The organism is Shewanella metallivivens, from assembly GCF_028750675.1.
Classification (GTDB): Bacteria; Pseudomonadota; Gammaproteobacteria; order Enterobacterales; family Shewanellaceae; genus Shewanella; species Shewanella metallivivens.
This window is the reverse complement of sequence record NZ_JAQQPZ010000001.1, coordinates 149171-174915: the sequence shown is the minus strand read 5'-3', so window position 1 is coordinate 174915 and position 25745 is coordinate 149171. Positions and strand designations below refer to the sequence as shown.

Below are 25745 nucleotides of genomic sequence, written 5' to 3'. Positions count from 1 at the left end.
CTCTCTGGCAATCCATGTTTTGTTGAGGTCATCATACCGAGATTTTAAGTCGCCATAAACATCATAAAAATTGAAACATTTTCAATTTTTATTTAATAATCGAATGAAAGACCAGCGCTCATCGGCAGATGAAACACATCCACAAGATGGCCATCCTCTATAGCAGGACAGCAAAATAAACCACAAGTATTCAGAATGACTTATTTTATCGTTGGCCCAGAGACTACAGCCCGATACCCTTGGTGGGCATCGTCGACAACAAACTCAATAAAGTGCTCAATGCTATCAAGGCTATCCTGTTGATAATGTGATACATATAGCAATTGGGTTAGCTGTTCTTTGGCAATCAATTCAAGTGAGTTTTTAATCAGTCTGCGGCCTAAGTAATCTAAGCCTTGGTAGGGCTCATCGAGGATCAACAACGTGGGTTGTTTAACAATCGCCCGAGCAATTAACAATAAACGTTGCTGGCCATATTCTAATTGTTTAAACGCTGTTTTAGCTAAATGCCCCATATGTAACATGGCTAACCATTCCGTTGCGATGGCTACTTGCTGTTGCGTCGGCTTTTGATACAAGCCAATCGAGTCATAAAAACCCGATACAATCACATCAATGGCACTGCAATTTACCCGATACTGCATATGTAAAGCCGACGACACCATGCCAATATGTTGTTTGATTTCCCAGATGGTTTCGCCCGAGCCTCTTTTTTTACCAAAAATATCGATATCGTTGCTATAACATTGCGGATGGTCGCCAAAAATAAGTCCTAGCAAGGTGCTTTTACCACAGCCATTTGGCCCTTTAACTTGCCAATGCACGCCATTGTCAATGCGCCAATTCACCCCAGAAAAAATCACTTTATCGCTGTAAGCAACTCGGCCGTTATGCAGCTCAAATACAGGGTCGGCAAACTTAGCACTGTGACGATGACGCCGAATAAGTGCTAATAACTCTTCGCTCTGCTGCCCAGATTGTGCGGTTAATTGATGAATAACAGGGTGATTAACCCATTGCTCTTTACTCATCACGCTGTCGAATTTCCCCTGGCTAAACAAGGCTACGTGTTCTATCCACTGCGGCATATCTTCTTCACGTGATACCACCACCAGCATTTGTAGAGTGCGTGATAATTGCTCAAGATACATCGTTAAGGTGCTGCGATGCTCCACATCGAGCCCCGCGTAGGGTTCATCTAATACTAAAAAAGGCGCTTGAGTAGCTAAAGCTCTCGCCAACATGACTCTGCGGCCTTCACCGGTCGATAATTGGCTAAAACTGCTTTGACTGAGGTGAGTTAAATCTAACTGTTGCAACAATTGATGGGTTAAGTTGTTATCATGGCACTGATCAAAAATAACTCTAAAAACGGTCGATTTAGGATCGGTATACCCCAGAGACTCGCTGTCATCCTGGGCTAAAATATTTTCCAACAATTGCTGTTGTTGTTGCAATGAAACAAATGCGACCTGTGATGGATCTGCCCCAGTGATCTGCCCAGAATACACTAGGGCTTTGTCGTCATCAGGTTGGGTCAATAATTGTCCGAGCATTTCGCCTACATCACCTTCGGTACTAAACACTCCCCAAGATTGTTGCGATTCAATAAGCCAATCATCAATTTTCATCGTGACACTAGAAGAACTGCATTGCAGTTGTGCAAATCTAATTTCCATTGTTACCCTTCCATACGCTCTACACTAAACAACCTGAACCAGGGATAAATATGCCTGTTATATCAGTTACATTGATTGAGTGTCCAACCAAGCCTTCATTTATCGAAAAAAAAAGCAGATCATTGTCATGATCTGCTTTTTTCATCGTATAAACTGCAAAATCTAGGCGATAACCGTCATTTCATTTAATACAAACTCGACAACAGCACCTTCAACCGCGGCCGCATACTCAGCGATATGCTGGTTGCCCATATGTGCTTGCCATAACTCACGGCTCTGCCAGTTTTCATAAAACATAAAATGAGCAGGGTTGGCATTATCTTGATGTAGGTCGTAGTTAATGCAACCTTCTTCTGTGCGCGTCACTTCAACCAGTTTAAGTAATTCCGCTTTCACGAACTCAATTTTATCTGCTTTAGCTATGATATTGGCAACAATCGTTAATTGCGACATGTTATATCCTATACATTGGGTCTAATTGATATTTTATATGACTTAATATTAAAAACCTTCAAGTACAATTTTACCTATCGCACTCCCTGCTTCTAATGCTTCATGAGCTGCACGTAAGTTAGCGGCATTTATTGCGCCCATGTGCTGGCCTAAGGTGGTTTGAATATAGCCCTGATCAACAAGATCTGCCACACGATTCAATAAACGACTTTGCGCTTGCATATCTGCGGCATGAAACATTGAACGAGCAAACATAAATTCCCAGTGTAATGACAAACTCTTAAGCTTAAGTTTAGTAACATCAAGCGCTTGGGGATCGTCAATCATGGCGATTTTACCAAATGGCGCTAACACTTCGGTGTAACTGTCAAAATAGACATCGGTGCTATTTAAGCTAGCAACGTGGGTCACAGGCCCAATGTTTAAGGCCTCTATTTGCGCAGTAAGTGGTTTGGTGTGGTCAACAACATAGTCGGCTCCTAACTTTTTAACCCAATCGCTAGAACGTTGACGTGACGCTGTTGCTATCACAGTCGCGCCGGTAATGGCTTTAGCAATTTGCACAAAAATAGAGCCCACACCGCCCGCTGCGCCAACCACTAAAATCACTTCGTCAGATTTCTCAGTAACGCCTGGACTTTGCTGCTTAATGGTTAAATGCTCAAACAATAACTCCCATGCAGTAATGGCTGTTAAAGGTAACGCTGCGGCTTCAGCATTTGATAAGCTCTTTGGCTTAAAGCCCACTAAACGCTCATCAACCAATTGATATTCAGCATTACTGCCTGGGCGGGTAATGTCGCCCGCATAGTAAACAATATCACCCGGCTTAAATTGGCTTACCTTGTCACCGGCCGCAATCACTTCACCTACTGCATCCCAGCCTATCACTTTTACTTCACCGTCTGCAGGCGGCATGTTTAAGCGCACTTTATAATCTGCAGGGTTAACTGCAATGGCACTCACTTTAATTAATAAATCACGACCTGTTGCAATAGGCTGCGTTAAAGTGACATCAATTAATGATTCTGGGTTTGTGATAGGTAAAGACTGCTTATATCCGATGGCTTTCATGCTGTTATTCCTAATAATCTAATGGGCAATTAATATTTATAAAATAAGGTTCTAACTTGATGAAGCTATATTAGCGCTTGTTTTATTCGCCATAAACAGCATAATAATTGAAACATTATCAATCAAAAATGGATAATCATGCTTTTAGAAGACTTACAAGTGGTGCTCAAGGTTGCCGAGTTTCGCAGTATTACCGCTGCAGCAACCCATTTAGACATGCGCACAGCCACAGCCAGTGCAGCGTTAAAGCGAGTTGAAGCCCATTTAGGCGCAGAGTTATTTATTCGCACCACACGGCAATTACGCTTATCGAGCGCCGGCGAGAAATACATTCCGCAATGCGAGCAAGCCATGTTGATGCTTGATCAAGCCAAACAAAATATGAAAGGTGAGCTTGATGTCATTGACGGTGACTTACGCTTATCGGTGTCATCTGATTTGGGACGTAATGTCGTTATCCCTTGGATTGACGACTTTATGGATACTCACTCAAAAGTGAGTTTACGCGTCAGTATTAGTGATACTAACGTTGATTTTTACCGCGACTCAGTTGACTTAGCATTACGCTATGGATCACCCAATGATGCAAATTTATATGGGTTTAAAATTTGCAATGTGCCAAGATTAATCTGTGCCTCACAATCCTATTTAGACCAGCATGGTACGCCAACACACCCACAAGATTTGGCCGAACATAATGCGCTGCTGTATCAACTACAAAACTTAACCCACGACATATGGGAATTTACCCAGGGCAATGACAGCATTAAAGTGAAAGTATCAGGTAATCGTGTCGCCAATGATGCTGACTTAGTACGACGTTGGTGTGTGAACGGCAAAGGCATTGCAGCAAAATCATGCTTAGATTTGGCACATGATTTACTGACAAATAAACTTGTCACCATCATGTCAGACTATCAGGTCAAATCCACTGAACTGTGGTTAATATTTCCGAGCAGACAATCCATCACCCCAGCTACCCGATTATTACGCGACATGCTCAAACAGCAAACCCGCGACTTGTTACAACAATTAATTGCTAAAGGCATTTTAGATAAAAGTGTGCTGGATTAATTAGTCAATTGTTGGCATGAAGAATGTGTCCTGTGACCACGAACGTCAGTAATCGCAGGGCATAAGCACAAACCTAATGTGTTGCTTTGTCACCCCAAATCTCTGCTAACCTTTTGTCTCTGCCGCAGCTCCAGCGGTAAGCATTATAGCGAAGTGGATTGTTTTTATAGTAGTCCTGATGGTAACTCTCATCGTCTTTTATCGGATAAAATATAGACGCATTTAAAATAGGGGTGACCACTTTATTATTAGGAAACTGCTTTTCGACTTTGCTTTTAGACTGTTGTGCAATCGATCTTTCTGTCTCGTTTGCCACAAAAATAGCACTTAAATAGCTCGAGCCTTTATCGCAAAATTGGCCTTGGGCATCAAAAGGGTCAATGTTGACCCAGTAATGCTCTAACAGCTCGGTGTAGCTGACTTTGCTAGGGTCATAGGTGATTTCAACTGCTTCATAATGACCTCGATGGTTACCATTGTATGTAGGATTTTTAATGTTTCCGCCCGTAAATCCAGAAACGACATCAGTGACACCATCAAGCTTTTCAAAATCAGACTCCATACACCAGAAACACCCGCCAGCCAAAATGGCTTTATCTGCACAGGCATTCGACGCATAAGCCAATAAACTTGCAGCAAGCACGGTTAACACTAGTGTGTTTTTCATAGCACCCTCCTTTAATTTGTATCTATATTTATATACTTACAGTATGTAATGAATGACGTAAAAGTTCACTCTGGCATTGATGCTCTGTAATCCTTTTACCATACCAATTAACATACCCTAAATTATTTCGCTTTTGCCTTATACCATTGCGCATTAATAAGTGACCACTCAGAATGCGTCCAGCGGTTTTTGATTAAGGCGCCGCTATGTAGTAATGGTTGTTCCCTTTCAAATAGCGAGAACGTAAAGCAAAAGCGGCTGGGGCATTCCTTTCAGGCGAGTTTTAAAAGGGCTTACACTGCGTTGCATGACTTCGAAAGAGAATAACTATTCATTCAGTCATTCGCCTTGTTTAAGCCCTTTTAAATTCTCGCTGAGAGATCACTTGCTAACGCGCAATGGTATTAGTCTTCTTTTTATACGGTTTTTTAAAACTACGCTTTGGCGCACTACTGGCAACACCTTGTAATGCAGAGGGTAACTGATTTGATGCTTGAGTAATTAGGCTATCTAACTGGCTCAACAATGGCTGCATAAAGGCATCGTACTTTAAGCGTTTTTGGCTGATAGCATCGAGGCTGTTTTCCCATAATGCGGTCATGTCGGGTGTGGTGGCAGAATCGGGTAAACTGCGTATTAGGCCAACGCCCACTGGCGTCGCTTTAATGGCTTTCCCTTGGCGAACCAAATATCCGCGCTTAAACAGCAACTCAATAATGCCTGCACGTGTGGCCTCGGTGCCTAGGCCGTCAGTTTCTTTGAGGATTTTTTTAATCTCGCTATCGGTCACATAACGGCTAATGCCCGTCATGGCACCTAATAAGGTCGCGTCAGTAAAATGCTTCGGCGCTTGAGTCATTTTTTCTAATAATTCACCACGCTCACATTGCAGTATTTGCCCTTTTACCAACGGCGGCAATGACTGTACTGCATCGTCGTTTTCATCTTCATTGTTACTTGATTGGTTTTGGCTTGCTGCTGCCCGCTTAAACAGTTGTTTCCAACCTAACGTTTTATCCTGGCGCGCTTTGGTGGTAAATAAGCCACCAGCAATGGTCACCTCAACGGCAGTTTCGGCATACACATAAGCGGGGTAAAATTGCGCAAGGTATTGGCACGCGACATGTTGGTACAACTTAGCCTCATTACTTGATAATGCTGATAAGTTCGCCGCTTTTTCGGTAGGTACAATCGCATGGTGAGCGTCCACCTTACTGTCATCCCAAGCTTTAGATTTAAGTTTGGCATTAGGCGCATCACAGCCTTCAACTAACCCTGCAGCGCCTTTAAGCACAGCATCTAATACTTTTGGGGCTAATGCATGCTGCTCTTTGGGTAAATAACGGCTGTCAGAACGTGGGTAAGTAATTAACTTATGTCGCTCATATAAACTCTGGCAAGTGTCGAGCACTTCTTTAGCAGACAAGCCAAAGCGTTTGGCAGCATCGATTTGCAATGACGATAAACTGTATGGCAGTGGTGGATTTTGCCGTTTATCTTTTGCTTCTAGTTTAGTGATTTCTGCAGGTTTACCGGTAATTCTCGAAACAACGTTTTCAGCTAACCCTTTGGCTAGCACTCTGCCATCTTCATCCATGTAGGGTTGGCACGCTTCGCTCGGTTGCCATTTAGCAGTAAATGCTTGTTGTTGGTCAGTCAGTAAATGGGCTAGCACTTCGTAAAATGCTTTGGGGGTAAAGTTGGCAATCTCATCATCGCGGCGCACCACTAATCCGAGCACGGGAGTTTGCACTCGGCCTACCGACAATACTCCCTGATAACCTACTTTACGCCCTTGAATAGTATAAGCACGGGTCATGTTCATGCCATATAACCAATCGGCGCGACTGCGTGCCAATGCTGAGGTTGATAACGGCACAAACTCACGATTGCTGCGTAACTGCCCTAGCGCGCGTTTTACCGCCTGTGGGTTTAAATCGCTAATTAATAAACGCTGAACTTGATTGAGTTTGTCGCCTTTTATGCCTAAATATGAAATTACTTCATCGACCAGCAATTGCCCTTCTCTATCCGGATCGCCAGCATTAATAATTGATGATGCTTGCTTAACCAGTTTACGCAGCACGGTTAGTTGGCTGCGGGTTTTAGGTTTTGGTTGTAGCTTCCAGGTTTGTGGCACGATGGGCAAATGCTCAAGTTTCCATGATTTAAAGGCATCATCATAGGCATCTGGCTCAGCCTGTTCGAGCAAATGACCAATACACCATGACACACAATCACCGTTGCCAACCGTTATAAAACCATCACCTTTTTTGTGAGGCTTTGGCAGCACATCGGCAATCGCTCGGCCTAAACTGGGTTTTTCAGCAATATATAAAATCATAATCCATTATCAGGTCGCAAAGATTCAGTGAACGCAAACATGAATTGCACCAATTAACTGTATAAAATTACAGTATAGATTACCTGTAAATTTATCTTGCTGCAAATCACATAGTATTCACGGTAAAAATCATTACAATGCGGGTTTTATTTTTATAAATGAATAATACCAATTCCACTAATTATCTGGTCATTCAGCGGGAATTCTGTGCCTTCTAGGCAAGTAATAGGATTGAAGACATAGTTGTTCTACGTCAAAATGCTATTAAGCAGTATAGAAGGCACAGAAACCCGCCTTGCAGGAGACACTCAGACCGTTCATTTCTTTGTTGCATTGYCTTAGAAGGGAATAACCATTATTTCAACAATGCGCCTCAAACTGAACAATCTGAGTGACTCTGATTGGYCACATAATTAATGGAATTGGTATAACACAATGAAACTTGGCCAGCGCTTAACCCAACTTAATGACATGATCCCAACAGGCTATACGCACATTTGGGATTGTTGCTGCGACCATGGTTTATTGGGTGCGGCGTTATTATCAAGACAGGCGGCAACGACCATTCATTTTGTCGATATTGTGCCAAATTTGATGCAACAGCTTGAACGTAAGCTCGAACGCTTTTACCCACTGCAAACTCCCCCGCAATGGCAAGTCCATTGTATGGATGTTGCCCAAATCCCGTTGTCTGATCATCCTGAAACGCCATTGGTTATTATCGCCGGCGTGGGTGGCGATTTGATGATAGAGCTCGTTAATTCCATTTGCCGTAATAACCCTGAACAACACATCGACTTTATGCTCTGCCCCGTACACCACCAATACGAATTACGCCAAAAGTTGATTCAACTTAATTGCCGTTTAATTAACGAAATTTTGCTTGAAGAAAACCACCGATTTTATGAAATATTGTATGTATCTCGCCACAGCAAAGCATCGTCACATGACAATGATCCAAGCACTCTTATTAGCCCTGTCGGCAGTAAACTGTGGCAGTACCACTCTGAAGCACAACGTGATATTGCGCAGCGTTATTTAAATAAAGTGCTGACACATTATCAAAAAATAAGTCTGTCTAATCCGCAAAAAGCAGCACAAGCGCAGCAAGATTACCGAATGGTTCGCTTTTAGAAATCAGAAGAGTCACTCGTTTTGTGGGCTTGTAAAAGCGTAGAGCAAACACCTGGATCCCGGCTTTATAAGAGTTACCGAGACGATCCAGGTGTTGCTTTTGCCCTTGCCTTAAGAGCGAACACCTGGATTCCGGCTAAAAAGCGTTGCCGGAACGACGTAGTAGTGGACGTCATCTGAGTACGAATGAGCAAACGACGTAGTAGTTGAACGTTATCGGTATAACGTAAATGCTTTTGCCCTATCGCCCGTCATCCCTGAGATCTTAGATCCCGGATTTATAAGAGTTACCGGGACGATCCAGGTGTTGCTTTTGACTTTGCTTGAAACGTAAAAACAACACCTGGATTCCGGCTAAAAAGCATTGCCGGAACGACGGGCTGAACACCTGGGTTCCGGCTAAAAAGCGTTGCCGGAACGACGTAGAAAATAGCGAATGCTTTCTTCTTCGCTGTCATCTTTTCGCCCGTCATCCCTGAGATCTTTTATCAGGGATCCAGGTGTTGCTTTTGCCCTTGCCTTAAGAGCGAACACCTGGATTCCGGCTTTAAAATTATTACCGGAACGACGGGCTGAACACCTGGATTCCGGCTCAACAGCATTGCCGGAACGACGTAGTAGTGGACGTCATCTGAGTACGAATGAGCAAACGACGTAGTCGTTGAACGTTATCGGTATAAGGTAAATGCTTTTGCCCTATCGCCCGTCATCCCTGAGTGCTTTTATCAGGGATCCAGGTGTAGCTGTCGATTTTGGTTTTAGGTTTTAGGTTTTAGGTTTTAGGTTTTAGGTTTTAGGTTTTAGGTTTTAGGTTTTAGGTTTTAGGTTTTAGGTTTTAGCATTTAAGCCATTTTAGGCCCATAAAAAAACCAGCATGTTTTATGCTGGTTTTTTAAGTCGAAGCAATAACGTGGTTAACTTATGGATGGCACTCGTTGTGCATTTCTAAGTTGGTACCAATATCTTTGTTTCGATTAGCTTTAGCATCGTCATTACGCAACTGAGTTAAGTGGTCTAAGTAAGACTGGTTAACATCGTTGGTAATATAATGGCCGTCAAATACTGAGGTTTCAAAACGCTTAATTTCTGGGTTTTCCATTCTTACGGCTTCAACTAAGTCAGTTAAATCCTGGAAGATAATCCCATCAGCACCAATGATTTTTGCAATTTCATCAGCATCACGACCATGAGCAATCAACTCATTTGAAGTAGGCATGTCGATGCCATACACGTTCGGGAAGCGGATTTCTGGTGCCGCTGAAGCAAAGTACACTTTTTTAGCACCAGCTTCGCGGGCCATTTCGATGATCTGCTCTGACGTTGTTCCACGCACAATCGAGTCATCCACTAGCAACACGTTTTTACCTTTAAACTCGGTATTAATCGCGTTTAACTTGCGACGCACTGACTTTTTACGCTCTTGCTGACCCGGCATAATAAAGGTACGGCCAATATAACGGTTTTTAACAAAACCTTGGCGGTACGGTAAATCCATGCAACGGGCGATTTCTAATGCGATATCGCACGAAGTTTCAGGAATAGGAATAACCACATCAATATCGTGATCTTCCCATTCTTTTTTGATTTTTTCACCTAGCTTAGCACCCATGTTAACGCGGCTTGCGTACACAGACACTTTGTCGATACTTGAATCAGGACGAGCAAAGTACACAAATTCAAAAATACACGGCGCATAGCTTGGGTCAACAGCACATTGGCGAGTAAATAACTGTCCATCAAGTGAAATATAAATCGCTTCACCTGGAGCGACATCACGCATCACTTCAAAGCCTACAGCGTCTAATGCAACACTTTCAGAAGCAACCATATACTCAGTACCAGTAGCAGTTTCGTTTTTACCGAGCACCAATGGACGAATACCAAATGGATCACGAAACGCAACTAAGCCTTGGCCAATAATCATCGCAGTTACAGCATAAGCACCGCGTGTTTGCGCATGCACTTTAGCAACGGCATCAAATACTTCATCAGCACTTAACGACAAGCTTCGGGTTTCTTGTAACTCATCGGCTAATAAATTAAGCAAGATTTCTGAGTCAGAGGTGGTATTAACATGACGACGTTTTTTGACCAGGCTTTCAGCTAACTCAAGCGTGTTAGTTAAGTTGCCGTTATGCGCTAACGAAATACCAAACGGCGAGTTAACATAAAACGGTTGTGCTTCAGATGCACTTGAACTACCCGCGGTAGGATAACGCACATGGCCAATACCCGCATTGCCCTGTAAACGTTGCATGTGTTTGGGTTCAAACACATCTTTAACCAAGCCATTTGCTTTACGTAAACGAAACGCATTGATGTCTACCGTCACAATGCCTGCTGCGTCTTGTCCACGATGTTGAAGCACAGTCAGCGCATCATAAATGGTTTGGTTAACTGTTGATTTTCCTACTATTCCGACGATACCACACATGGGTAAGGTTCCTCACTGTAAGGTGTTTTATGTTTATAATTTTAGATTTTGGGTACAAAGCTGGAGGTGTTTTCGAGATAGTTAAAAAACCACTGAATAACCACGCCAAATTCGGGTACAAGTACTGAGCCCTTCCACCAAACGGTATCTGGGAACGCAGTAAATGCATCCATAAAAAACAGTAATGCGCTTACAATCAAAGCACCACGAATGGCACCAAAACACAAACCAAGTACACGGTCTGTGCCTGACAAGCCAGTTTTAGACACTAACTGACCTAATAAATAATTGACTAAAGCCCCTAGGATCAGGGTAACGACAAACAGAATGGCGATCGCGACACCGTTTCTCACTAACTCGTCCTGCATTTGAGTTAAATGCGCGGCAAGATCGAGGTAAAACTGGCTAGCGATAAAGAAAGCGGCAAACCAAACCACAAGTGACATGGCTTCTTTTGCGAATCCGCGGATTAAACTAATAATAGTTGATAACCCGATAATGATAATAATTGCGTAATCAATCCAAACCATGAAAATGGGGATCCGGTATAGGGTTCAAGACGGCGCGATTCTAACAGAGACAGAGATGTTTCTCACCCCTGATTGCATAAATTATTCATGCGCGATTGCGAACAATCAATTTGACATTTTCAACCACGCACTGAGTCTACCGCCTGAACAGGTTAATGGTCTTGAGGATTGTAGGCGATGATCTTGCCCTTTAATCCAGTTAATTTGAAAATAGGCTCCTGACGAGCTTTAAGTTTAGCTTCAGACACCTCAGGCCCAACAAATACCCGAGTCAGTTTTCCATCAACCGGTTTAACAGGCAAGGTATAAGCGGTAAACCCAGCTTTACGCAGTTGTGCCACTAGCGCACTGACATTGGCGGCGTTATTAAACCCACCTAACTGTAAAGTGTAACCTGCTGTTATCGCAGTTTTTGCAGGTGTTTTTGTTTGCGTCATCTCGACGGTCGGTTTAGCTTGAGGCTTAACTGGTGTTGTCGCTTGCGGTTTTGGGTCAGTTTTTTGAGCCACCTCTACGGGCTTATCGTCACCGAGTTCAACCACATCACTGTTTAAATCTTGTGGCTCAGCAATGGTTAACACCTGAAACTCTTCGATGGTGTCTTTAGCTTGGTCACTTTCGGTTGAATTGTGGGTATTTTTGGCTAAAGGCCGTAACGGTATTTCAGTAAACTCTTCTACAACTTGGGTCTTTTTGCCATCTAATAGATCAGGTAAAAAAATCACCCCTAAAGCCACAAGCACGATGGTTCCGACCAAACGATTTTGAAATTGACGATTCAAAGCGAATTCCCTTTTAAAAAAATTAACCTATCAAACTAAAACGAACTAAACAGACTTAAAACCTGCAACAGTATAAAAAGAACCGAACACAATAACCACATCGTCTTCACTGATGTCTTTTTGTACACCGTCCCACGCGCTGCTCATATCGTGATATTGTTGCGCGTTTAATTTACTCGCCTGTGGTAATGCATCATACAATAATTGTGCAGACGCCCCACGAGGGTTATCTAAACTCACTAGATTCCACTGGTTAATGTGCGGAGAAAGTGTCTGTATCACCGCTTTGATATCTTTATCTTTTAACATGCCACACACAGCCACAATTCGTTTGCCTTGATAAGCTTGTAACTGGTTAGCTAAATAGCGTGCAGCATGTGGATTATGGGCAACATCCAGTAAAATTAATGGTTGCTGGCTAACTTGCTCTAAGCGCCCTGCGAGTTTGGCTTGTACTAACCCATCGGCAATTTGCTGCTCAGTGATCTGCGGCCATAATTGGCTAACTAACGCTACTACACTAGCTGCGTTAGGTAGGGGTAAACTCGGCACAGGTAAACCTAAATAGTTGTTTTGTACTGATGTAAAGTCCCACAGTGCAGAATCGGCATCAGACACTTGGTAGTTAAATTCATGGCCCACGCGGTACAAACTAGTATGCATATACTCAGCATAATCTTTAACTGATTTAGGTAAGTCAGGCTCTCCCACTACGGCAACACAATGTTGCCGAAATACCCCGGCTTTTTCACGGCCAACGAGTTCGCGACTGTCTCCAAGATACTCTTGATGATCAAGATCTATTGAGGTCAAGATCACAGCCGTTGAATCAATAATGTTAGTGGCATCTAAACGCCCACCTAATCCCACCTCAAGAATAGCAACGTCTACGCTTGCAGCTTTAAACAAATACAAACCGGCAAGTGTGGCGTATTCAAAAAAAGTCAGTGAAATATCTCCACGGGCAGCTTCAATGGCACAAAAAGCCTCAATCAATGCTGCATCGCTGGCATCTTGCTGGTTAATACGGATCCGCTCGTTATAGCGCAATAAATGTGGCGAGCTGTATACCCCAACAGATAGGCCAGATTGACGCAAAATAGACTCTAGCATGGCGCAGCTTGTGCCTTTACCATTCGTTCCGGCAACGGTAATCACTTTGCTTGGTGCTAAACTTAATAAATCTAACCGCTTTGCGACTTGTTCAACACGGGTCAGGCCCATATCGATTTCGCTTGGGTGTATAGCCAGTAAATAATCTAGCCATTGCGCTAGACTAGCATCTTGCTCAGGCACATTTACTTCATTGATGGTCGACATATATAAATACCATTTAAACTCTACTAACGAGTTACTTGTTTAACCTTAACTCAGGTTAAGAGGTGGGGTAAATAAGCCAAAATAACAAAATTTGCTTCTTTTAACCTAATGGGTCAATTACGTTGCGAGTCTGATTCATTTCAAAATGTATTGATTTTTATTGCCGAGATTTCGTCTCAGTTTATACCGCAAAATCTGATTAGACATACATTTTTAACAATGGCTTAATCCAACATAAATAACGGCCCAAGTGCCAGTTTAGGCAGTTGATACTGCTCAGGGTACGTCACATCAACTAAATATAAGCCATTAGGCTTGGCCGTTGCGGCAGCTTGATTGCGATCTTTAAGTGCCAGTAATTCAGTTATCCACTCAATCGGTTTATTACCTAATCCAACTTCAAGTAACGAACCCACAATATTACGCACCATATGATGTAAAAATGCATTGGCTTGAATATCAACCATCACATACATCCCTTGGCGCGTAACCGATACTTTATGCACGTTACGAAATGGGGTATTCGATTGACACTGAATAGCACGAAAACTGGTGAAGTCATTTTCGCCTAACAATAATTGTGCAGCTTGATGCATTAAGGTTTCATCAATATCACCATGATAATGACTCACTCCTGAACGTAATATTCCTGGGCGTAATTGATGGTTGTATATCACATAGCGATAACGGCGTGCTGTCGCACTAAAGCGAGCATGGAAACTGTCGTCAACCTCTTTGGCCCAGCGTACAGCAATGGTGTCGGGCAAATTAGCATTAATGCCTAATGTCCACGCGGTTAATGGGCGTTTAGCGGTGGTGTCAAAATGCACCACCTGACCTGTGCCATGTACACCAGAATCGGTTCTGCCGGCACAAAAGACTTCTATTGATTCATTTGCCACATATGATAATGCTTTTTCAAGCTGAGCTTGCACTGAATCGACATCGGCCTGGCGCTGCCATCCGAAAAAACCACTACCATCATATTCAATACCTAACGCAACTCGCATTTCAATTTCCTCAGCAATTTAATGGCGCGAAGTTTATATCAATTTGATCCATTTTGTAATGATTTGGCACGAGTCATCGCATTCGAGATGGGAGTTATGTTCGCAATAAAAAAACGGTGCATACATTTGCACCGTTTTTATGGCTTAAAAGCTGATTAAAATCCTTTTAACAACGAGGCGGCTTCTGCCTTTTGGCGTTCATTACCATCAATTTGAACTTCTTTTAACAGAGCCCTGGCACTGTCTTGATCTTCAATTTCAATATAAGCACGTGCAAGATCTAATTTCGCATTAACTGAGTTTTCTTCGTCATCGACATCAATCATATCTGCGTTGCCAATTAACGAGTTAACCTCACCTACATCAACATCAACGTCTTTATACTGGTCGGTTTTATCAACGTCTTCATCGGCATCATTCAGCAGTTTATCAATATCAATATAACCGTTTTCACGCTCAAAACTCATTAAGTCGTCATCGCTAACGCTATATTGAGCTGATTTACTGCGCTCTTTTTCGTCTAATGCGGCAAGCGCTTCATCGACCGTGAGGTTGTCATCGTTAAGAAGGTAATCATCTTCAGAGGTGTAATTGTCTCTGTCATCCTCTGTTAACGACTGTGAAAACGCCGCTAATAAATCATCATCGCTAACAGTAGGTTGCGGTTCTTGCTCATCAACTGCAGACTCAGCAGCCTTGAGTAAATCGCTTTCCCAATCTAGCATGGCAGGTTTAGGTTTATTGGCTTTTAAATCATTAAAAAAACCAGAATCTCGATTCGCCTTTGCCGCAGCATTTTGAGTAGATTCATCAACTTCTTCTGCATCGTCATCTAACGACAGACTGACATCGTCATCACCCATTGAAGCCAGTAGCGCATTAAGCTCATCTTCTGCATCTTGGTCACTGATGTCCTCAACTAATGGCCCATCTATGTCTTCAGCATCTAGGCTAAACTCAAGTTCATCATCTGATGATTCTGTCTCATCATTAACAACAGTATCATCAGTTTTAGCATCGGTTTCGTCAGCTGACTCAGTTGCAGTGCTTTCTGCCAATAACGCATCTAAACCAGGGTCGAAAAAGGTTTTATCGTGCTCATCTTCAGGCTGTGCACCTGTGTCAGCTTGTTTACGCGAATTATCTAAATCATTTAAGTATGCATCAAGCTCATTAAATAAATCTTGGTCTTCAACTTCAATTGAATCATCTAATTGATACGTGTCAATGGCTTGTGTTTCGTCATCTTCTCTATCAAGATTTAATGATGGCGTGACTTCAGGCTCATCGAAGCTGGCTAGCAGTGCATCAATGTCTTCATCACTGCTGTCGGTCACATCGGCTGAAATTGCCTCATCGTCGCTATCATCTAGCTCATCTGCTATTTGCGCTGCAATATCATCTTTATCATCGTCTTGGTCAAAGCTTGCGAGTAAAGCATCGATATCATCATCGCTTGAATCTAGTGTTTCCGTTTCAAAAGACTCGTCAGCTAATTCAGCCGCAATTTGCTCAGATAAATCTTCATTATTATCTGCAGGTGCATTTTCAGCAGTGCTAATATCGGCCACACTTGATTCAATAACCGGTTCGTTTAAACTTGCCAGTAACGCATCAATGTCTTGGTCATCTACTTCAGAGCTTGCTTCAATTTCATCTTCATCTTCATCTTGCAGCTCTGCCGCAATCAACGCCGCGATATCATCTTGCTCATTCACGGTTTCACTATTTAGCGATTGTGTCGCCTCTTCATCTGGGCTTGCTTCTAATTCTGCGAGTAATGCATTGATATCATCATCACTGGCCTCTTCATCGCTATCATCAATCTCAAGCTCAGCCAATAGCTCATCACGGTCAGACGTCTCTGCAATGTCTTCAGCATCTAACGAGGCTTCGTTTTGAGGTTCTTGAGCCGATTCTTGTTCAGATTCGGCATCAGATTCTGCTGGCATATCAAATTCAGCTAGCAGCGAATCAATGTCGTCATCGGATGCAACATTTGAATCATCAGATTCTTCACCCGGTTTTTCACTCGATTCTTCGCTAGATTCTTCGCGAGGTTCTGCGCTAGCTTCTGGTTGTTCATCAGCTTCGGTGACGGGCTCTGCGTCAGTTTCTGCTGGCATATCAAATTCAGCTAGCAGCGAATCAATATCGTCATCGGATGCAACATTTGAATCATCAGATTCTTCACCGGGCTTTTCACTCGACTCTTCACTCAACTCTTCGCGAGGTTCTTCGCTAGATTCTGGTTGTTCGTCAGCTTCGGTGACGGGCTCTGCGTCAGTTTGTGCTGGCATATCAAATTCTGCTAGCAGCGAATCAATATCGTCATCGGATGCAACATTTGAATCATCAGGTTCTTCACCGGGCTTTTCACTCGATTCTTCGCGAGGTTCTTCGCTAGATTCTGGTTGTTCGTCAGCTTCGGTGACGGGCTCTGCATCAGTTTGTGCTGGCATATCAAATTCTGCTAGCAGCGAATCAATATCATCATCGGATGCAACGTTTGAATCATCAGATTCTTCACTCGATTCTGCTTGTTCATCAGCTTCGGTGACGGGCTCTGCGTCAGTTTGTGCTGGCATATCAAATTCAGCTAACAGCGAATCAATGTCATCATCGTTTGAGAGTGACTCATCAACAACTTCAGGTTGCTCCTCTGCAGACTCTTCGCGTTCTGCTGGCATATCAAATTCAGCGAGTAACGAGTCAATATCATTTTCTGCTGAATCATCTAACTCATCATTATTATTAACACCCTCATCAAGATCGGCCAATAAACTGTCTAAATCATCTTCTGGAGCAGCAGAAGAAACAGTAGAAGCGGGTAAATCATCTAATCCGGCGAGTAGGCTGTCTAAATCATCGTCGTCGTCAAGCGGCTCCAGTTCAGAGTCTTGCTCCTCCATAGCTTCGGCCCATAAATCATCTAACGACGACCCCTCGTCATCGTCAGAGTCTTCACCAACCAACATCTCAGACGCCAAGTCCATTTCACTGTCGCCAGCCATTGAAACTTCTGGCTGTAATTCATCACTGTCTATATTTAATAAATCGTCAATGGACTCATCGTCATCAGAATCTAAATGGATCACAACATCATCGGCATTATCGTCCTCATTTAACGCTGTTGCAGTACTCGCCTGTTTCGCTACAGTTTCGGTGTCATCGCTTGAGGCAATTTCATTTTCAGCCTGTTGCGTGGTTTTTTTACGGCGTGTTAATAACCAAAAAATAAGCCCAAACAGTAATAATAACGGCACTGATGCAGCCACAATCAACAGCATGGTGTTGTCTGTTAAGCTGCGCCAAAAATTTGTAGGTTCTTCAACAACAGGCTCTTTATTATCGGCTTGTTGTAATAGCTTTTCGTACTCGGCTCTTAATTTATCGTGCTTCTCATTTAGCAGTTGTAAGTCTTCTTCAAGCGATGAAATGTTTAACGACATCTGCTCAATTTTATTTTTAAGCACTTGATTATCATTGTGACTCACCATTAATTCGTCTTGAGCGCGGGCAAGCTCGTCAGTCAACATCAAGGTTTTAGCATTCGCTTTATCAAGGACGCTATTAAGATCTTTTACTTCTGCGGCATTGGCTTGTTTTAATGCTTGAGTTTGTACTTCAACAGCAGGGGTGTTTTGCACAATTTGCAGCGGTTTATCAGTATTAGGTTTTTTAACGACCTCTACAATTGGAGAAGGTTTAGTTGAAGCGGGCTGTGGGGTCACTTTTGCGGCAGTTGCAGGGCGACTAATTTGGCGGTCATCTTGTTCAGCGCGGCGACGAGCAACATCGTCAGGAATGGCAGCCATCACCTCTGCAGATGGGATTAATAAAATCATCCCTCGTTCGAGAGTATTATAATTATTGCCACTAAACGCATGGGGGTTGGCGTCAAACAATGCCGCCATCACCTGATAAACGCTCACGCGATCATTGGGTCTAACTTTTTGGGCAATACTCCAAAAGGTGTCTCTTGACGTTGTTGGACCATACTGGCGTTTAGCTTGCTGCTTAACCTCGCCATTTGGCCCCGTAATTTTCAGTGTTTCTGCATGCACAGAATCAATTAACTGTAAACTGGTGAAACCAACGGTCGTACAGGCAATTAAACCCAAAATATAAGAAGTACGCAAAGTCATCCAATCCTTCCCTTTAAGCGCAATTGAGTTACCATCTTGGCAACAGGCTATAGGCAATTTTTATCATTAATATTTATTATGTATATGTCATTACTATATCAAATCACATCGATTTTAAGCTAACGTTTGCATCTAAAAAAGCGGTATAGATGTTAAAAATGATACGTTTACGACTATAAACTAGTTCCGCCAGCCCTGCTACTACTGGCACAAGTAAAACAAAAAAAGCCTGCTGGCTGCAGGCTTTTTAAACTAAATCACTTATTGATTAATGAATTAACCTTGAGCAAAGCTCAATTAATAATAATCTCTAATCAAAATTTCAGCGATTTGCACACTGTTTAAAGCCGCACCCTTACGAATGTTATCGGCAGTAACCCATAAATTTATACCATGAGAATGAGAAATATCTTTGCGGATACGACCAACATATACTGGATCATTGCCCGCAGCTTCAGTCACTGCCGTTGGGTATTCGTCATCGCTTTCAAACAACTCGACACCTGGCGCGTTACGAAGAACAGCTTTAACGTCTTCTGCATCAACAGGTTGAAGTGTTTCAATATGAATCGCTTCTGAATGACCATAAAACACAGGTACGCGTACCGCAGTTGGGTTAACCACGATTTCGTCATCACCAAAAATCTTTTGAGTTTCCCACACCATTTTCATTTCTTCTTTGGTGTAGCCATTTTCCATAAACACATCAATTTGCGGTAATACGTTAAACGCAATTTGCTTAGGATAAACAGACGGCTCAGCAGGTAAACCTTGGAGTAACTTAGCGCATTGACCCGCTAATTCTTCAATGGCTTTTTTACCCGTACCAGACACAGACTGGTACGTCGCAACGTTTATACGCGAAATACCAAACGCATCATAAATGGGTTTGAGTGCAACCAACATTTGAATGGTCGAACAGTTTGGGTTGGCGATAATGTTGCGGTTACGAAAATCAGCAATCGCTTCTGGGTTAACTTCTGGAACCACTAATGGCACATCAATGTCGTAACGGAAATGTGATGTGTTATCAATAACCACACAACCAGCATCACCTGCAATTGGTGCCCATTTAGCAGACACATCACCACCAGCAGAGAAGAAACCAATTTGAGCCTGGTTCCAGTCAAACGTTTCTACGTCAAGAATTTCTACTTGTTTACCGTGAAAACTGACCGTTTCGCCAGCACTGCGACTGCTCGCTAATGGAAACAACTTAGCTACCGGAAAATTACGCTGCTCGAGGATCTCAATCATAGTTTGACCCACTGCGCCCGATGCACCTAAAACGACTACATTAAATTCCTGAGACATAATTAACGCTCGACTCCTATTATCCTGTTTGAGCAATCAATCTACCCTAGTTTCGTTGTGCTTTACTAGGGTTAATGTGTTAAAAAAGCCTGCTTTCAAGTGATTTTTTCTCAACTGGACAAAAAAGCGTACTTTTATCATTATCATGCCCATTTATCGCTGCAAATTAATTAAAACCTAATGTACGTAACATTAAATGATCCACAGGCGTTACCGCTGTTTCACTCTTGAGTGTAATGGCACTGTACTCGCGGCGATAAGTATGATTTTTACGCATTTGATCAAACCCTGTTGCCGTGGCAAAACAGCCTCTAAACTTTCGGTCATCATCACGTAAGTCATACACTAGGCGCGACAAGGTTAATAACTGCCCTTCACTCAACTCATCCTGACGACAAACCTGACTAAATTGAAAAGGTGGCAACAAACTAGTTAATGATTTATTCGCCTCAAGGTTTAACACCTCACACAGTTTTTGATACAACATAAAGGTACCGCGAGCTTTACCTTCTAAGCTATAACCAGCAATGTGCGGGGTAGCAAACTCAGCTAAAGCCACTAACTCAGCCATAGGGTTGGGCTCGCCTTCCCATACATCAAGCACCAGTTTGACATCGTCGCGTTGCTGCTTAAAAGCAATTAGCGCGCGATTATCTATCACTTCACCACGGCAGCAATTTAACAACCAGGTATTAGGTCGTAGTTGATTTAAACGTGCTTCATCAAATAAATACCAGGTTTTATGCTCGCCAATCTTAGTAATTGGCACATGTAAGCTAATAATATCGGCTTGAGCGATTAACGTATCCAATGACACAAACTCTCTGATATCGCCTTGTTCAGCTTTAACGGGATCACACAACAATACCTTTAGGCCATAAGCCTCTAAACATTTAGCAGCGGCAGTGCCCGTATTACCAGCGCCAACAATCCCTACCACTTTGCCCTGTAGGGTTTCACCAAAACGTTGAGCTAACTCTAGCATGGCAATAAATGCATACTCACCCACCGCAGTGGCATTGCACCCTGGCGCATTGCTAAAAGGGATACCACGCGAGGCAAGATAATCGACTGCTACATGGTCAGTCCCAATGGTGGCACTACCCACAAACTTAAGCTTTTGTGCAATGTCGAGTAATGCGGCGTTAACCGGAGTCACCGAGCGCACGAGCAACACATCAGCATCACTCACTTGTTCTGCGCTTAGATTACGGCCATTAACATATTCAATCTCACCGAGGTCGCCAAACAGGGCATCAACATACGGCATGTTTTCATCAGCAATTATTTTCATCGGGTATCTTATTTGTCAGCGAATTTAACGACTACACATCGCATTTTTATGCGCCGTATCTTATACCAAAGCCAACAAAGGAACGAGAAAAAAGTCATTTACGTTTTTATAGAACCTTAGTTGCAGAAACAACGAATTAACGCCGTCATCTCTGAGAACTTAGATCCTGGATTTATAGAGTTACCGGGACGATCCAGGTGTTGCTTTAAGTATCAAGGGCGCTTTGCTGCAAGTGGCAAGGACGGACTTCGTCCTGCAAGTCAATACAAACGAGCAAGAGCCAACAACTGGATTCCGGCTCAAAAGCACTGCCGGAACGACAGAGTAGGAAGCAATATTGGAACGACAGACGTAGTGGGCATTGCAGGATGAAGTAGTGGCTGTTTTTTTGAATGCTCCACCCGCACGTCATCCTCGAATGCTTTAATTGAGGATCCAGGTGTTGCTTTAAAGTATCAAGGGCGCTTTGCTGCAAGTGACAAGGACGGACTTCGTCCTGCAAGTTAATGCAAACGAGTAAGAGCCAACACCTGGATTCTGGCTAAAAATCATTGCCGGAACGACGTAGTAGTGGACGTTATCTGAGTACGAATGAGCAAACGACGTAGTAGTTGAACGTTATCGGTATAACGTAAATGATTTTGCCCTTGCCTTAAGAGCCAACACCTGGATTCCGGCTCAAAAGCATTGCCGGAACGACGTAGAAAATAGCGAATGCTTTCTTCTTCGCTGTCATCTTTTCGCCCGTCATCCCTGAGTGCTTAGATCCCGGATTTATAAGCGTTACCGGGACGATCCAGGTGTTTCTTTTGATCTTGTGTAAAAGCAAAAAAACACCTAGAACCCGGCTTTAAAAAACGTTACCGGGATGACGGAGTAGAAAGCATTATTAGGATGACGTGAGCAAAAATACAAAAAAGCCAGCGTTGTTTCCAATGCTGGCTTTTATGAAGTTTAGCAATCTATGCTGCTAACACTATATTAGGCTTTGTATTTACGCATCACTAGTGTGGCGTTAGTACCACCAAAACCGAAGCTGTTGCTCATAATAGTATTAAGTTCTGCCTCACGCATTTCTTGTACAATTGGCATGCCAGCGGCTTTTTCATCAAGGTTATCGATGTTAATGCTTGGCGCAAGGAAATTGTTTTCCATCATGATCATGCTGTAAATAGCTTCATGTACACCAGCAGCACCTAACGCGTGACCCGTCAAAGATTTGGTCGATGCAATTGCAGGTACGTTGTCACCAAACACTTCACGTAATGCTTCAAGCTCACGCATGTCACCAACCGGGGTTGATGTTCCATGAGTGTTGATGTAATCAATTGGCGCATCAACATCAGCAAGTGCCATTTGCATACAACGTACAGCACCTTCACCAGACGGAGCAACCATGTCATAACCATCAGAAGATGCGCCATAACCAATGATTTCAGCATAAATTTTTGCACCACGTGCTAACGCATGCTCTAACTCTTCAACAACGACTATCCCGCCGCCGCCAGAGATAACAAAACCATCACGGTCTGCATCGTAGGTACGTGACGCTTTTTCAGGTGTATCATTATACTTAGTTGATAACGCGCCCATAGCATCAAAGCCCATGGTTAACGTCCAATCAACTTCTTCTGCGCCGCCAGCAAATACCATGTCCTGCTTACCCATTTGAATAAGCTCAACAGCGTGGCCGATACAATGTGCTGAAGTCGCACAAGCAGAACTAATTGAGTAGTTCACACCTTTAATTTTAAATGGAGTAGCTAAGCAAGCACTTGCCGTACTGGCCATAATACGTGGCACAATGTAAGGTCCAACACGCTTAACGCCTTTTTCACGAAGTGTATCTGCAGCTTGAACCTGGTTTTTAGATGACGCACCACCCGTACCAGCAACAAGGCCAACACGGAAATTAGAATATTGTTCTTCAGTTAAGTTAGCGTCAGCAATAGCTTCTTGCATCGCAATATATGCATAAGCGGCGGCATCACCCATAAAGCGAAGTGCTTTACGATCAATGTGGTCAGCTGGGTTGATTTTAATATCACCCCAAACAGTGCTGCGTAATTTCATTTCTTCGAACTGCGCTGAGTGAGTAATACCGCTACGACCCGCTTTTAGCGACTCTGTTACTTCTTGCTTGTTATTACCAATACTTGAAACAACACCCATTCCGGTGATCACAACTCTTTTCATTTTTTTGCTATCCATTTGGTACATGTCGGTACTTAATTGCGGCAATCATAGCTGGTTTGAAGCAATTAAGTGGTCAGCTTTCCATAAACGCAGGTAAAATAATGCCAAGTTATGTGGCCTGAGTAAAATATTTTGAATAAAACCACTTTGTTATCTGCGTTACACAATCAACAACCTAAGCATAAAAGCCAATTGTTGGACGATAATAGCGTTTACAAAAATCAATATTATCAATTAGTACAGCAGTATATCGACACTGTATTGCAAACCAGTGACGGTCAATCTATTGCACATAACCAAGATAATTTACTCACTCTTGGCCAGTTAGGTATTGCCGATGCCCATGAAATATTATTGTTGCAAGCGGCAATCCACAAAAATACTCACTTAAGTGTCCACCTTATTGTTATTGCTAATCAATCTATCAATCGACAACAGCTGCAAAAAAACTGGCAACAACAAGGGCTATTAGACGTCAAGCATCCATTAATGCCCTACGCCAGTGCACTACTTAATACTGAACTCACCGCCATCGATGGTTGTCAGCGTTTAACACTCAATAACACTCGGCTGATAATTGATGTGTATTATGGCGAACCGCTCAAACAGCTTAAACGCGTTGCTACACCATGCAAACAACGCATTCAACATTGGTTTGCCCTACCCGATACGAGCCAACCAAACCAAGTAGATCACTATTTTAATCAAACCGTGTTATGGCAATATGCTCGATTCAGCAGTGATAACGCCAGTTTTTATAGAGCGTCAACTACAACCTCAGACACCTGCCCAAACGCAATCGATAAGCAATTAACCCTTTGCGGCTTTAATACTATTTTAGCAGAAACACCCACAAGCATTGATGATATTGCAATGGCAGAGCGCCAAGCGATGAGGCAACACCTTAATCAACAATTTGCTTATAACCCCTTACCATCAATAAGCGATAAAGATGACACAATTGCGATCATTGGCGGTGGCATTGCAGCAGCAAGCCTTGCACTGTCGTTAGCTCAGCGGGGTAAAAGCTGTATTATTTATTGTAAAGATGCACAACTTGGCCAGGGGGCATCAGGCAATAAACAAGGGGCCATTTATCCACTACTCACCCCAGAAAATGGCTCGTTAAGTCAGTTTTTTCAACAAGCGTTTTTATTCAGTCGTCGTCAAATCCAATCGTTAATTGATGACGGCTATAACATTGGTCATCAATGGTGCGGCGTATTGCACACCGGGTTTGACGAGCGCAGCGAAACCAGGTTAACCAAAATCATCAACGGCCAACAATGGCCAACCGAAATCGCGACAGCAGTTGATGCCAAACAAGCAAGTCTACTCGCCAACCTCGAAATCGATAAATCTGGTTTTTATTATCCACTCGGCGGCTGGGTGTGCCCGTTTGAATTTGCACAAGCGGCCATTAGCAAAGCGCAAACACTCGCTAACGTCACGGTTGTCTATAATAGTCAAATCAATCGCATTGAATCAGGCTCACAAGGCTGGCAACTGTTTAGCGACAACCCAAAATTGGCCATTGCAACCCATCAACAATTAGTTGTGGCATCGGGCGCACAACTTACCGACTACGAGCAAACAAAACAATTACAAATCAGTGGCTTTAGAGGCCAGGTTAGCCATATCCCCGCACAAGGAGAATTGGCACAATTGTCTACTGTCATTTGTGCAAACGGCTACTTAACCCCGCAACATAATCAACTGCATTGCGTAGGCGCAAGTTATGTAAAAGACCCAACCCATCTTGATTTTTGCCCGCAAGAACAACACGAAAACAGCCTAAAAATGAAGCAAAGCTTCCCAAATTCAAACTGGCCAAACGATATTGATGTTTCAAACAACGATGCCAGAGTTGGCGTAAGGATGGTCAGCCGCGATCACTTCCCTGTAATGGGATGCGCAACTGATGTTGATGAGTTATTTAAGCGATATGCTCTGCAGCAACAATCAAAAGACAAACCTAGCCAATGGCAACGTTACTGGCAAACAACGCCAGCACCTATTTATGACGGCTTATATGTTTTAGGCGGCCTCGGCTCACGTGGCCTAAGCTCAGGCCCACTCGTTGCCGAATGTTTAGCCGCAAACTTATGTGGCCAACTGTCACCTCTCAATCTGGAGTTACAAGCCCTACTCAGCCCTAATAGAATGTGGCTACGCAAGCTATTAAAAGGCAAAGCATTGATGTGGGTTTTTTAAATGCAGATAAAGACATGACAATTCAGGAACACATAAAAGAAAAGCAACACCCACTACTACGACGTTCCAGTATTACTT

General features: G+C 43.1%; 17 protein-coding genes. 3 read left to right on the top strand and 14 right to left on the bottom strand.

What is annotated here, in order from left to right:
* Positions 1-200 precede the first annotated feature (200 nt).
* The 3 genes from PQR79_RS00715 to PQR79_RS00705 form a co-directional block, all read right to left on the bottom strand.
* Positions 201-1679, bottom strand: a complete 1479-nt coding sequence (locus PQR79_RS00715; RefSeq protein WP_274408353.1) for an ATP-binding cassette domain-containing protein — start codon at positions 1677-1679, stop codon at positions 201-203.
* A 162-nt stretch (positions 1680-1841) separates the two neighbouring features.
* Positions 1842-2132, bottom strand: coding sequence for a putative quinol monooxygenase (locus PQR79_RS00710; protein WP_238105838.1), 291 nt, complete (start codon positions 2130-2132; stop codon positions 1842-1844).
* A 48-nt stretch (positions 2133-2180) separates the two neighbouring features.
* Entirely contained in the window at positions 2181-3206 is a 1026-nt protein-coding gene (locus PQR79_RS00705; RefSeq protein ID WP_238105840.1) for a zinc-binding alcohol dehydrogenase family protein, read from the bottom strand.
* A gap of 138 nt (positions 3207-3344) precedes the next feature.
* Between PQR79_RS00705 and PQR79_RS00700 the strand changes: the two genes are divergently transcribed.
* Positions 3345-4280: a LysR family transcriptional regulator gene (locus PQR79_RS00700; RefSeq protein ID WP_238105842.1), complete on the top strand. Its 936-nt coding sequence runs from the start codon at positions 3345-3347 to the stop codon at positions 4278-4280.
* 73 nt (positions 4281-4353) lie between these two features.
* On the opposite strand, the gene msrA is transcribed toward PQR79_RS00700, so the two are convergent.
* Together msrA and PQR79_RS00690 are read right to left on the bottom strand one after the other, a co-directional pair.
* The gene (gene msrA, locus PQR79_RS00695) at positions 4354-4947 is read right to left on the bottom strand and encodes a peptide-methionine (S)-S-oxide reductase MsrA (RefSeq protein WP_238105851.1); all 594 of its coding nucleotides are present in this window, start codon (positions 4945-4947) and stop codon (positions 4354-4356) included.
* A gap of 388 nt (positions 4948-5335) precedes the next feature.
* Positions 5336-7291 carry a DNA topoisomerase III gene (locus tag PQR79_RS00690; RefSeq protein ID WP_238105875.1) on the bottom strand — a complete coding sequence of 652 codons (1956 nt, stop codon included), beginning with the start codon at positions 7289-7291 and terminating at the stop codon, positions 5336-5338.
* A 435-nt stretch (positions 7292-7726) separates the two neighbouring features.
* Here PQR79_RS00690 and PQR79_RS00685 point away from each other — a divergent pair, with 435 nt between their 5' ends.
* Entirely contained in the window at positions 7727-8425 is a 699-nt protein-coding gene (locus PQR79_RS00685) for a tRNA (adenine(22)-N(1))-methyltransferase (protein ID WP_274408352.1), read from the top strand.
* Positions 8426-9344: 919 nt separating this feature from the next.
* Here PQR79_RS00685 and purF read toward each other — a convergent pair.
* The 9 genes from purF to fabB form a co-directional block, all read right to left on the bottom strand.
* A complete protein-coding gene (gene purF, locus PQR79_RS00680; RefSeq protein WP_238105888.1) occupies positions 9345-10859 on the bottom strand; it encodes an amidophosphoribosyltransferase in 1515 nt (504 codons plus the stop codon).
* Positions 10860-10900: 41 nt separating this feature from the next.
* Positions 10901-11389, bottom strand: coding sequence for a CvpA family protein (locus PQR79_RS00675; protein ID WP_238105897.1), 489 nt, complete (start codon positions 11387-11389; stop codon positions 10901-10903).
* 152 nt (positions 11390-11541) lie between these two features.
* On the bottom strand, positions 11542-12171 hold the full coding sequence (locus PQR79_RS00670) for an SPOR domain-containing protein (protein ID WP_238105905.1): 630 nt from the start codon (positions 12169-12171) through the stop codon (positions 11542-11544).
* A gap of 45 nt (positions 12172-12216) precedes the next feature.
* Positions 12217-13491, bottom strand: a complete 1275-nt coding sequence (gene folC, locus PQR79_RS00665; RefSeq protein ID WP_238105921.1) for a bifunctional tetrahydrofolate synthase/dihydrofolate synthase — start codon at positions 13489-13491, stop codon at positions 12217-12219.
* Between the two features lie 224 nt (positions 13492-13715).
* The gene (gene truA, locus PQR79_RS00660; protein ID WP_238105931.1) at positions 13716-14501 is read right to left on the bottom strand and encodes a tRNA pseudouridine(38-40) synthase TruA; all 786 of its coding nucleotides are present in this window, start codon (positions 14499-14501) and stop codon (positions 13716-13718) included.
* Positions 14502-14656: 155 nt separating this feature from the next.
* Positions 14657-18649 (bottom strand): FimV/HubP family polar landmark protein, encoded by a 3993-nt coding sequence (locus tag PQR79_RS00655; RefSeq protein ID WP_238105933.1) that lies wholly within the window; start codon positions 18647-18649, stop codon positions 14657-14659.
* Between the two features lie 297 nt (positions 18650-18946).
* Positions 18947-19963, bottom strand: a complete 1017-nt coding sequence (locus tag PQR79_RS00650; protein ID WP_238105942.1) for an aspartate-semialdehyde dehydrogenase — start codon at positions 19961-19963, stop codon at positions 18947-18949.
* Between the two features lie 166 nt (positions 19964-20129).
* Complete coding sequence (locus tag PQR79_RS00645) at positions 20130-21257, bottom strand: 4-phosphoerythronate dehydrogenase (RefSeq protein WP_238105945.1); 1128 nt, start codon at positions 21255-21257, stop codon at positions 20130-20132.
* A gap of 981 nt (positions 21258-22238) precedes the next feature.
* The gene (fabB, locus tag PQR79_RS00640) at positions 22239-23453 is read right to left on the bottom strand and encodes a beta-ketoacyl-ACP synthase I (protein ID WP_238106162.1); all 1215 of its coding nucleotides are present in this window, start codon (positions 23451-23453) and stop codon (positions 22239-22241) included.
* 132 nt (positions 23454-23585) lie between these two features.
* Between fabB and mnmC1 the strand changes: the two genes are divergently transcribed.
* Positions 23586-25667 carry an FAD-dependent 5-carboxymethylaminomethyl-2-thiouridine(34) oxidoreductase MnmC1 gene (gene mnmC1 / locus PQR79_RS00635; RefSeq protein ID WP_238105965.1) on the top strand — a complete coding sequence of 694 codons (2082 nt, stop codon included), beginning with the start codon at positions 23586-23588 and terminating at the stop codon, positions 25665-25667.
* The last annotated feature ends 78 nt before the right edge of the window (positions 25668-25745 follow it).

Coding starts and splice junctions, on each gene's coding strand:
- PQR79_RS00715 (WP_274408353.1), bottom strand. CDS start 1,679: ATGGAAATTAGATTTGCACAACTGCAATGCAGTTCTTCTAGTGTCACG.
- PQR79_RS00710 (WP_238105838.1), bottom strand. CDS start 2,132: ATGTCGCAATTAACGATTGTTGCCAATATCATAGCTAAAGCAGATAAA.
- PQR79_RS00705 (WP_238105840.1), bottom strand. CDS start 3,206: ATGAAAGCCATCGGATATAAGCAGTCTTTACCTATCACAAACCCAGAA.
- PQR79_RS00700 (WP_238105842.1), top strand. CDS start 3,345: ATGCTTTTAGAAGACTTACAAGTGGTGCTCAAGGTTGCCGAGTTTCGC.
- msrA (WP_238105851.1), bottom strand. CDS start 4,947: ATGAAAAACACACTAGTGTTAACCGTGCTTGCTGCAAGTTTATTGGCT.
- PQR79_RS00690 (WP_238105875.1), bottom strand. CDS start 7,291: ATGATTTTATATATTGCTGAAAAACCCAGTTTAGGCCGAGCGATTGCC.
- PQR79_RS00685 (WP_274408352.1), top strand. CDS start 7,727: ATGAAACTTGGCCAGCGCTTAACCCAACTTAATGACATGATCCCAACA.
- purF (WP_238105888.1), bottom strand. CDS start 10,859: ATGTGTGGTATCGTCGGAATAGTAGGAAAATCAACAGTTAACCAAACC.
- PQR79_RS00675 (WP_238105897.1), bottom strand. CDS start 11,389: ATGGTTTGGATTGATTACGCAATTATTATCATTATCGGGTTATCAACT.
- folC (WP_238105921.1), bottom strand. CDS start 13,491: ATGTCGACCATCAATGAAGTAAATGTGCCTGAGCAAGATGCTAGTCTA.
- truA (WP_238105931.1), bottom strand. CDS start 14,501: ATGCGAGTTGCGTTAGGTATTGAATATGATGGTAGTGGTTTTTTCGGA.
- PQR79_RS00655 (WP_238105933.1), bottom strand. CDS start 18,649: ATGACTTTGCGTACTTCTTATATTTTGGGTTTAATTGCCTGTACGACC.
- PQR79_RS00650 (WP_238105942.1), bottom strand. CDS start 19,963: ATGTCTCAGGAATTTAATGTAGTCGTTTTAGGTGCATCGGGCGCAGTG.
- PQR79_RS00645 (WP_238105945.1), bottom strand. CDS start 21,257: ATGAAAATAATTGCTGATGAAAACATGCCGTATGTTGATGCCCTGTTT.
- fabB (WP_238106162.1), bottom strand. CDS start 23,453: ATGAAAAGAGTTGTGATCACCGGAATGGGTGTTGTTTCAAGTATTGGT.